The sequence below is a fragment of the Vibrio sp. CB1-14 genome, assembly GCF_040412085.2.
GTDB lineage: Bacteria > Pseudomonadota > Gammaproteobacteria > Enterobacterales > Vibrionaceae > Vibrio > Vibrio chaetopteri.
In genome coordinates, this window is sequence record NZ_CP115920.1 from 3487665 (window position 1) to 3497892 (window position 10228).

Annotated in this window: 9 protein-coding genes, 1 tRNA gene and 1 rRNA gene; 4 read left to right on the plus strand and 7 right to left on the minus strand. The window is 45.7% G+C overall.

Features of this window, described 5'->3' with window-relative positions:
* Position 1: 1 nt before the first annotated feature.
* Complete coding sequence (gene gspC / locus PG915_RS16085) at positions 2–928, minus strand: type II secretion system protein GspC (protein ID WP_418641797.1); 927 nt, start codon at positions 926–928, stop codon at positions 2–4.
* Positions 929–1176: 248 nt separating this feature from the next.
* Between gspC and hslR the strand changes: the two genes are divergently transcribed.
* The 4 genes from hslR (at position 1177) to PG915_RS16105 (ending at position 6442) form a co-directional block, all read left to right on the plus strand.
* Positions 1177–1563, plus strand: a complete 387-nt coding sequence (gene hslR, locus PG915_RS16090; RefSeq protein WP_353497359.1) for a ribosome-associated heat shock protein Hsp15 — start codon at positions 1177–1179, stop codon at positions 1561–1563.
* Positions 1564–1578: 15 nt separating this feature from the next.
* Positions 1579–2460 carry an Hsp33 family molecular chaperone HslO gene (gene hslO / locus PG915_RS16095; protein ID WP_353497360.1) on the plus strand — a complete coding sequence of 294 codons (882 nt, stop codon included), beginning with the start codon at positions 1579–1581 and terminating at the stop codon, positions 2458–2460.
* 349 nt (positions 2461–2809) lie between these two features.
* Entirely contained in the window at positions 2810–4438 is a 1629-nt protein-coding gene (pckA, locus tag PG915_RS16100; RefSeq protein ID WP_353497361.1) for a phosphoenolpyruvate carboxykinase (ATP), read from the plus strand.
* Between the two features lie 111 nt (positions 4439–4549).
* Positions 4550–6442 (plus strand): AsmA family protein, encoded by a 1893-nt coding sequence (locus PG915_RS16105; protein WP_353497362.1) that lies wholly within the window; start codon positions 4550–4552, stop codon positions 6440–6442.
* Between the two features lie 34 nt (positions 6443–6476).
* Here the strand turns inward: PG915_RS16105 and PG915_RS16110 are convergent, their stop codons facing one another.
* The 6 genes from PG915_RS16110 to PG915_RS16135 all read right to left on the minus strand — a co-directional run bounded on the left by PG915_RS16110 (position 6477) and on the right by PG915_RS16135 (position 10169).
* Positions 6477–7397 carry a bifunctional GNAT family N-acetyltransferase/hotdog fold thioesterase gene (locus PG915_RS16110; protein ID WP_353497363.1) on the minus strand — a complete coding sequence of 307 codons (921 nt, stop codon included), beginning with the start codon at positions 7395–7397 and terminating at the stop codon, positions 6477–6479.
* Positions 7398–7435: 38 nt separating this feature from the next.
* Entirely contained in the window at positions 7436–7870 is a 435-nt protein-coding gene (gene dtd / locus PG915_RS16115; protein ID WP_353497364.1) for a D-aminoacyl-tRNA deacylase, read from the minus strand.
* Positions 7842–8777, minus strand: a complete 936-nt coding sequence (locus PG915_RS16120) for a virulence factor BrkB family protein (protein ID WP_353497365.1) — start codon at positions 8775–8777, stop codon at positions 7842–7844. The genes dtd and PG915_RS16120 overlap by 29 nt, the downstream gene beginning before the upstream one ends.
* A gap of 6 nt (positions 8778–8783) precedes the next feature.
* Entirely contained in the window at positions 8784–9353 is a 570-nt protein-coding gene (locus PG915_RS16125; RefSeq protein ID WP_353497366.1) for an AAA family ATPase, read from the minus strand.
* A gap of 576 nt (positions 9354–9929) precedes the next feature.
* A 5S ribosomal RNA gene (rrf, locus tag PG915_RS16130) occupies positions 9930–10045 on the minus strand.
* Positions 10046–10093: 48 nt separating this feature from the next.
* A tRNA-Thr gene (locus tag PG915_RS16135) sits at positions 10094–10169 on the minus strand.
* Between the last annotated feature and the right edge of the window lie 59 nt (positions 10170–10228).

A 10228-nucleotide genomic window follows, 5' to 3' on the forward strand; every position in this document is an offset into this window, starting at 1 on the left:
ACTAAAACTGAATGAAGATGTCATGTTGCTGTCCATCGCGTTCAACGGTGAGGTTCAACTCGGTTAGGTCGGTGATGGATTGATAAATCTGCCCCATCGCAGCAGGGTCAGTTAGGTCAGCACCATTGAGTGCGATGGCGATATCGCCATTTTGTAAACCAACCGAATTGAACAGCTCAGGGTCGCGCCCTGGGCTTACTCGATAACCTGCTACCTTGCCATCACGCTTTACTTGAGAAAGCCTGACGTATTGGAATATTTGCTGTGGGTCTTGGGTAATGGTGCGACGGATCGCCGCTAACTTCTCTTCGGAGTCGATGGGATTGTTGCCAGCGATATTAGAAGCGGCGGCTTTCGGGCGCTGGTTCAACTCCAGCTTTTTATATTCGACCCCCTCAAGCATCACGGTTTCATCACGACCAGAGTTGGAAATGATAATCCGATCGATAAAAACTGCATTCACAGTCGCACGGGTACCATCAATCTGCTCACCGATGCCATAGGTACCTTGCTTACCTCGATGAGCAACCACCGCAAGGCTGCGCTCAGGGTTTGAGCTCACCACCGAACCAACGAGCACCACATTAAGGCGAGTCTTCGGAGCATCAGTCACCACTGGTGCTTGCACCACTTTTTGCTCTTTGCTGTAACGACCAAAGATATTGGCATTATTGATATCTGACGATTGCAACTTAGCCGTTTGCACATTATTCGTGGCAGTCACCGTCGTTGGTGCGACCCAGCGTGTTACGGAGTGCGATTGCGGAAACAACTGCCACAACAAAGCACCCGCGATCCAGCAGGAGATAACAAGTAACACTAAGGTGACAATAAGGCTAATTTGAGGCTGGTACTGCGTACAACGTCGTAAAAATGAAGTCAAAGAGGCAGCGGTAATGCCATTCGCCGATATAGATATTCCTTTCACCCTTTTAACTTCCTGCTAGATAATGAACTTTCCGATATTTCACTATGTTATAAATCTCGAAGATATAAGCAACTTTTTGCTCTTTGCTAACCGACAGACTATAGCATATCTGCTGTGACAGTAATGCTATTGCAACTCCGGGGTTGAATTTTTTAGACCTAAGCACCATTTAGTACACCAATAGCAAGATAAATCTATCACTAGTTCAGTTTGGCTTACCAATACTGACTTAGAAAGTAGGATTGACAATGAGTTCCGAGAATAATTCCGTTCGTTTGGACAAATGGTTATGGGCTGCTCGCTTCTATAAAACCAGAAGTATCGCACGAAATATGGTCGACGGCGGCAAAGTCCACTACAATGGACAGCGCTCGAAGCCGAGCAAAATAGTGGAATTGGGAGCAGTGATCGCCCTGCGCCAAGGTAATGAAGAGAAAACCGTGGTCATTGAGCGAATCTCCGATCAACGTCGAGGTGCACCGGAAGCCCAGACTCTCTACAGCGAGACAACTGAGAGTATCGCCAAGCGAGAAGACAACGCGTTGAAAAGAAAGCTGCACGCTCACAACCCAAGTCCAGAGCGTCGACCTGACAAGAAACAGCGTCGCGACATCATTAAATTTAAACACCAATAAGCTGGAGCTTCCTCAATGGCTAACAACATACTTAACCGCTACCTTTTTGAAGAACTGTCTGTGCGTGGCGAACTCGTACAACTGGATACAGCTTATCAAGAAATTCTATCAAGCAAGGACTACCCAGCTCCGCTACAAAAGCTACTTGGTGACCTACTCGTGTCCACCAGCCTTTTAACTGCGACACTAAAGTTTGAAGGCTCTATTACTATGCAGCTTCAAGGTGACGGTCCGGTATCACTTGCTGTCATTAACGGTGACCACAACCAAAAGCTTCGCGGTGTAGCGCGTTGGGAAGGTGACATTGCCGACGATGCCAACATCCATGACATGATGGGTAAAGGCTACCTAGTGATCACCATCACTCCAGATAAGGGCGAGCGCTACCAAGGTGTCGTTGGCCTAGAAGGTGACACTCTTGCTGAAGTTCTTGAAGGTTACTTCGAACGTTCTGAGCAGCTAAAAACACGCTTGTGGATCCGCTCAGGTGAGTTTGAAGGTAAACCACATGCGGCAGGTATGATGCTTCAGGTGATGCCTGATGGTACAGGTTCAGCAGAAGACTTCGAACATCTAGAGCAACTGACCAATACCGTAAAAGACGAAGAATTGTTTGGCTTAGAAGCCAACTCGCTACTTTATCGTTTGTACAACCAAGATAAAGTACAAGTATTCGAGCCGAAACAGGTTGAGTTTTTCTGTGGCTGTTCACGTGAGCGCAGCGCGGGTGCTATTTCAACGGTGGCACAAGAAGAGATCATGGATATTCTTGCACAAGATGGCGAAGTAGCGCTTCACTGTGATTACTGTGGTACCACGTACGCTTTTGACGAACCAGAAATCAAAGCGATTTTTGCGGACGCTCAATCCGCACCAGGTGATAGCACCGTGCACTAAAATCTGAACGTGTTCAGCCCAAAAAGCCAGTTCGTTAACGAACTGGCTTTTTTTGTTCGTTTTTTTTAACAATGTTGCAAAAAACATGAACAGAACATCTAACTAGAGGTGGTTTTAATGTGTTACATTTGATCTAGCGCAAAGGTTTGCTTTGAGGAGAAATCACCTAAATTCAATATGTGACAAAACACTTAAAACCATCAATAACTGATGACTAATTTTTGAACTACCTCCCTGTTTTCTCGGATATCCATTGCTAGCATGGAGTTCAAAATAAAAACAAAATAACAACTAAACAATTATTACTACAATTTTAAAATCCCTACAAAAAATCCAATAAGGAGCACCTATGACCGTTATGGACATTAACAAGGCTGCACAAATCGATCTAACCAAGTACGGAATCACTGGCGTAACTGACATCGTTCGCAACCCAAGCTACGAACAGTTATTTGAAGAGGAAACTCGCGAAGGTCTAGAAGGCTACGAGAAAGGCGTAGTTACTGAGCTTGGCGCCGTTGCTGTAGATACGGGAATCTTTACTGGACGCTCTCCAAAAGACAAATTTATTGTTAAAGACGCTACAACTGAAGAAAACATGTGGTGGACAAACGATAAGGTTAAAAATGACAACAAACCTATGTCCCAAGAGGCATGGAACGACCTTAAAACTCTAGTTACTGGTCAACTATCCAATAAACGTTTATTTGTGATCGACGGATTCTGCGGCACCAACCCAGATACTCGTCTATGCATTCGTATTATCACTGAAGTAGCGTGGCAAGCGCACTTCGTTAAAAACATGTTCATTCGTCCAACAGAAGAAGAGCTTGCAACCTTCGAGCCTGATTTCGTTGTTATGAATGGTGCTAAATGCACCAACCAGAAATGGGAAGAGCAAGGTCTTAACTCTGAAAACTTCACTGTCTTCAACCTAACAGAAAGAATGCAGCTTATCGGTGGTACTTGGTACGGCGGCGAAATGAAGAAAGGTATGTTCGCGATGATGAACTACTTCTTACCACTTCGTGATATCGCTTCTATGCACTGTTCTGCAAACATGGGTGAAGAAGGTGATGTTGCAGTCTTCTTCGGTCTCTCTGGTACGGGTAAAACCACACTATCAACCGATCCTAAACGCGCGCTAATCGGTGACGATGAGCACGGCTGGGATGATGACGGTATCTTCAACTACGAAGGTGGCTGCTACGCGAAGACTATCAACCTATCGAAAGAAGCGGAGCCAGACATCTACAATGCGATCCGCAGAGATGCGCTACTAGAGAACGTGACTGTTCGCAATGATGGCTCTATCGACTTTGATGATGGTTCGAAAACAGAAAATACTCGTGTTTCGTACCCACTTCACCACATTGACAATATTGTGAAGCCAGTATCAAAAGGCGGTCACGCGAATAAAGTGATCTTCCTATCTGCTGATGCGTTCGGTGTTCTACCACCAGTATCTAAGCTAACACCAGAGCAAACTAAGTACCACTTCCTATCAGGCTTTACGGCTAAGCTAGCTGGTACCGAGCGTGGTATCACAGAGCCAACGCCAACCTTCTCTGCGTGTTTTGGTGCCGCGTTCCTAACGCTACACCCAACTAAGTATGCTGAAGTACTGGTTAAACGTATGGAAGCTGCTGGCGCTGAAGCTTACCTAGTTAACACCGGTTGGAACGGTACGGGTAAACGTATCTCTATCCAAGATACTCGCGGCATTATCGATGCGATCCTTGATGGCTCTATCGAAAAAACGGAAACCACGAATATCCCTGTATTCAACCTAGAAGTACCAACTTCACTTCCAGGTGTGGATCCATCAATCTTAGATCCTCGTGAAACCTATGTTGACCCTCTACAGTGGGAAAGCAAAGCGGAAGATCTTGCTAAGCGTTTCATCGCGAACTTTGACAAGTATACCGACAACGCAGAAGGCCAAGCATTGGTTGCGGCAGGCCCACAGCTAGACTAATAAGTTAGATAGAAATCCAACTTTTTAACCCCAGCCCCTCATTTAGAGGGGCTTTTTTTCATCTATACACGCTAAATTATTGTTTATGTTGAACGATTAGGCTTTGTCACTGTGGTAAGAAAGATTGTTGCACTGTTAGTTGCACTCATGGCACTGGGTCTGCTTTCCATTTTGTTGGTATTTGGTGTATTGCATACTCAATACGCAAAGCCAGTGGTGAGCTACGCACTAGAGAAAGTACTTGATATCCATGTCACTAGTGAAGCCTTTCACTATCACTACCCTAATCAGGTCACGTTTGAAAACGCTCGATTCGAGATTGCGGAGCAGCCACCAGTCGAAGTCGCGAAGCTCTCTGTTTGGCTGGCAGGTAATTTATCGACCAAGCAACCCCTCACTGTTCAAGAATTGTTGATTGATGGCACGACCCTTAATGGCAGAGACCCATTACCTTTAGAACTGATTGAGCGCTGGCAGATCGAAAACCTGGCGATTGATCATTTAGATTACAGTGATAATGAACTGATCATCAACGATCTGCGCCTGCAAGTTAAAGGGCTTGTCGCTGGTGACTCACTCATGTCATCTCAAGGCGAAGTCCAACTAGAGGCTTCTCAGCTCAATTATCAAGGCTCTGCGCTGCACGATGTATTACTTGACGGCGTGTTTGCGAGAGATAACAGCAAGCTGTACGGCGTTTCCTTCACATGGAGCGGCGCAAGTATCTCTACACAAGCGCAGAAACTCGAACGCGGATGGTCATTGGTTAACACCACCATCAATCGCTTAAGCCTTGAGCAAACTCATCTTGATGACCCTTGGTTTTCTTTGTTTCAGAAGTATGTTAATCACATCAACAGCCTAGATATTCTTAACTCATCGCTAAGTTATAACGGCAGTAAGATCAGCAACATCAACGCCTCTGTTGAGGGCATAGAGCTCGATAAACAGCTATGGTCTCAGCAGCAAGCTTATCTCTCCATCGATGCAGATCAAGTTGTCTGGCAAGGGTTTGAGTTTATCGAGCCGACGATAGAACTCTATGCCAGTAAAGATAAGATCCAAATAGCCGACTTAGATACACGGCTTGAGCAAGGGCGCGTACAAGTGTCGGGAGAACTCACCCCCAACACAGTTAAGCTGGATAAGGTTAATATTGATGGCATCAAGTTTATCCAAGAGTCTGGTGATGCCTCTTTACTGACTCTGTTTAATGATATCAACGCCGACGATATCAAGACGATCACTATTGATAATGCGACCTTCAATCGCTCTCAGTGGATTCAACTGGCCAACAAGCCATTTTGGCAAGTCACTGGGTTCAATATGAAGGCCAATGACCTAGTCCTTAAAAAGGACTACCAGTGGGGATTGTGGCAAGGAAAAGCAACGGCATCTGCCAATAGTGCCAGTATCGACAAAGTGCTCGCAAATCAGATCATTATTGAAACCGAAAGCAAGCAGGGTAAATGGCAGTTAAATCGCTTATTTATTCCATTTGACCAAGGTTACCTAACGGCCAATGCTGAGCTCGACTTTACTGCGCCAAGCCAACCACTCAAAGTTAGTGCTAACGCTTTCTCACTGCCTGTACAGCTTACCCAATACCTAAGTAGCCCTGCTGCGCTAGGATTCACCGGTGCAGCCGATGTCGAGCTAGAGATGAGCGCTTTGATTGCTGATAAACACGCTTTCTCTCAAACAGTGTCTGGAGCGCTCAACGCAAGCTTCTACAATACTACAGCCGTTACAGAACATTCGCAGACGCCGTTTTCAGTCGATATTACACCGCTGAAATTAACCGCAGATAGAGGGAGAGTGGAGTTGGTACCATTTAAGATCTCTAGCGAAAACCTTAACGGTGAAGCGAAGCAGAGTATTGATTTGAGCTCGCAGCCTCTTGAAGCGCTCAACATAGAATTAACCGAGCCCTGTAAAAGCATCTACACGCTACACATCCTCACAGGCGTGATCACCGCTACACCAATAGAGGGCTGCCGATAAAAGTAGCCCCCACCATGAGATGAGGGCTAATCTGTTAACTCGACAGTAGCTTGTCGTGATAATTAGGTAACAGCATGTAGGTACCAACAAACTCGACCGCTGGTGTATCACCACTATAGATGGTCACGTTGATCACGATTCGTGCTTTCTTACCTGCGGCAAGTCTGTCCAAATCACCACTAATGCCATCTAATGATGTGACAGATACTGGGCTGGACTCCACGGGATGTCGATAGCGAATTCGACTATCTGCCAGCACGATATCCGCTACCAAACCACGTTCGCGCATCAGTAACCAAGTCATGCCCCAACCCGTTAACGTTGCCAACGTAAACGCTGAGCCAGCAAACATCGTATTGTGTGGGTTGAGGTTAGGATTCAACTGCGCACTGCATTCAAAGCGATAGCCAGTGTACTGGTTAATCTTGATACCCATCTTGTCACTAATAGGTATCTGCTGCTCCCAGCGCTCTTGTAGCTCTGCACACCATTCAGGTCTGCGAAGGACTTTGGCTAAAGGATCGAGCGGTTTCACCATTTGTTGGTGACGAACCGGCCCTTTTTGGTCATTAAGCTCACCCTGGCTGTTAAAGCCATTTTTCTCATAGAAAGAGATTGCATCTTCTCGGGCATTACATACCAAGCGCTTAACGCCTTCTTGACGAGCAAAGGACTCGAGTGCAACCAGCACTAATGACCCCATGCCTTTGTCACGACGACTACTCTTTACCGCCATGTAGCGGATTTGGCCTTCATTATCAGGCGTAATATACAAGCGTCCAATCGCCATGGGTCTTCCTCGCCCATCGACAATCATGCGGTGATGACTCATTTCGTCATACTCATCACGCTCAGATCCTACCGGCAGTCGCCACGGCTCACGCAACATCTGCCATCGAAAATGATAGTACTTACTGAGCTGATTTTCTGTCTTAGGAGTAATGAGTTTAAACATAGATATCCTTTCGCATGTAAACTTAACGCGTTACTCGTTTATACCTGCAACCAGAACGTCACAGGACCATCGTTAATGAGTGATACTTTCATATCAGCTGCAAACTGGCCGCGTTCTGTTGGTAATACCTGCTGACAATGGTCAGCAAAATAGTCATAGAGACGCTCAGCATCCGCCGGATGTGCGCCTTTAGAAAAGCCCGCTCGAGTCCCTTTCTTGGTATCCGCTGGTAGCGTAAATTGTGAAACCACAAGAACGCTGCCATCCACATCCTTGACGTTTAGATTCATTTTGCCGGCTTCATCTTCAAAAACACGGTAGGTAGTGACGCGCTCAACCAAGCGCTTTGCTTTGGCTTCATCATCGTCCTTTTCAACACCTAATAAGACCAACAGACCTTTACCGATTTCGCCGACCGTTTTTCCGTCAACCTTAACAGCAGACTCACTCACTCTTTGTATCAGTGCTATCACGCGGTTGTTCCTTTTGGGTCAATTGCTTCTTTTCGGCTGTCGATTGTATCACGGGGCTTTTCAGTCGCCAGTGTTCTTTCTCTCCTAGTGCTGCTGTGAACTCGGCACCAATCAAAACGATAAACCAGCACAAATAGATCCAGAGAAAGAGGATTGGAATGGCCGCTAGCGCCCCATAAATCAACTGATAAGAAGGGAACTGAGTTATGTAGTACGCGAAACCTTTCTTACTCACCTCAAACAACAATGTCGCTACGGCAGCGCCGATAATGGCATGGCTCAAATAGACTTTCTTATTAGGAACGAGAACATAAAGCCCAGTGAAAGCTAACAGTGCAAGAAAAGCGGGCAACCAGCCTAAAAAGAAACTAAATGCACCACTGAGTAGCTCATGCTCCAAGATCTTTAATGACGTGAGGTATGAGGTTCCTACAATACTGGCACCAACCAAAATTGGACCTAGAGTCAATATCATCCAATACATAGAGAAGGAAAACACCGGACGTCGCTTTACTTTGACTCGCCAGATGTAGTTGAGATTGTTATCGATATTGGAGATGAGCATCAAGGCAGCAACAAACAAAAAACCACTACCAATTGCTGTCATTCGACCTGTATTAGCGACAAACTCAGTGAGAGCTGTATAAACAGCATCACCAGCTGCGGGTACAAAATGTTGAATGATGAAGTTTTGTAGCACTTCACCAACATTGGCAAATATTGAAAACGAGGACAACACTGACAGCAGAACCGTCAACATAGGCACGATAGAGAGTAACGTAATATACGTTAGATAGCCCGCGTTGACATTCACTCGGTCATGAGACATGCGCTGAACCAAGTAGCGAACAAAGCACAGTAAGTTAGAAACAGGTTCTATGAGGTGACGAGGCAATTTGTCGTGCATTGTTCCTTAGCTCTCCTTGCTAATAGTGGTTGCTGTATGAGTTTGACACAATTCAACAACAAACTCGACCCGCTGTTGTACAGTCATTAACGGGATCTCAATAACTTGAAATCCTAGCCCTTGATACTGCATACGCAACGCTTGATGAATCGACAGTGCTTCCTCAAATGGATAAGGACGTACCTCATCTTGCACATAAGTCTCACGCGTTGGTTTACAGAATAAGACAGTCTGCTGATATTCTTTGTTAGCCTCGCTGAAGATATTGTCTGATACAGACAGGTTTCCAAATTCCAAATAAGCACACACATCAGGAATAGCCCGGTCGAGAAAGCTAAGCTGCTTTGATTGTTGAGCAAGACCTCTTTGAATAACCATTTCCTGGAAACACATTTCAGCAAAGCGTCCAAGTTGCGTCCACGGCAATACACCATCATTGAGTCTAGATTGTTGTTCTATGAGCAGCCTAGGAACCTCAGGAAATACCTGAAAACCCAATTCACCAAGTGCTTCTAGTAATGTGGTTTTCCCAGATCCCGTCCCACCCGAGATAATAAATGGAAATTGTAAGCTCATAATAGATAACTAGTTTAGAAACATGATTAAAGTGTAACTGAATCAGTAGCAAAATCATGCTAATAGTATTAAATAGAAGGGCTAGGAAACTTGATCGTGGTATTAATGTAATATTGATACACATACCGTAGATACGAAAACGCCCCAGCTTATGCTGAGGCGTGAAATTAAAGCTTGGCGATGTCCTACTCTCACTTGGGCGGTGCGGCGATCCGCAAGCACACTCTACCTTTCTAATACGAGCCTCAAATCTACTATACGCCAAATACGAAAACGCCCCAGCTTATGCTGAGGCGTGAAAATTAAAGTCTGCCGATGTCCTACTCTCACTTGGGCGGTGCGGCGATCCGCAAGACACACTCTACCTTTCTAATACAAGTTTCAAATCTACTAAACGCCAGATACGAAAACGCCCCAGCTTATGCTGAGGCGTGAAATTAAAGCTTGGCGATGTCCTACTCTTACTTGGGCGGTGCGGCGATCCGCAAGCACACTCTGCCTTTCTAATACGAGCCTCAAATCTACTATACGCCAAATACGAAAACGCCCCAGCTTATGCTGAGGCGTGAAATTAAAGCTTGGCGATGTCCTACTCTCACATGGGGAAGCCCCACACTACCATCGGCGCTATTGCGTTTCACTTCTGAGTTCGGCAAGGAATCAGGTGGGTCCACAATGCTATGGTCGCCAAACAAAATCTTGCTTGGGTGCACCTTGCGCAGCAAGATGACTCTAAATACTGGTGCTGATACCCAGACTCGAACTGGGGACCTCATCCTTACCAAGGATGCGCTCTACCACCTGAGCTATATCAGCATCGTGGTTGTCCTTCAGGACTAAAAAAGCCCGTCTTTTAAAACGGGCTCTTTAAAATT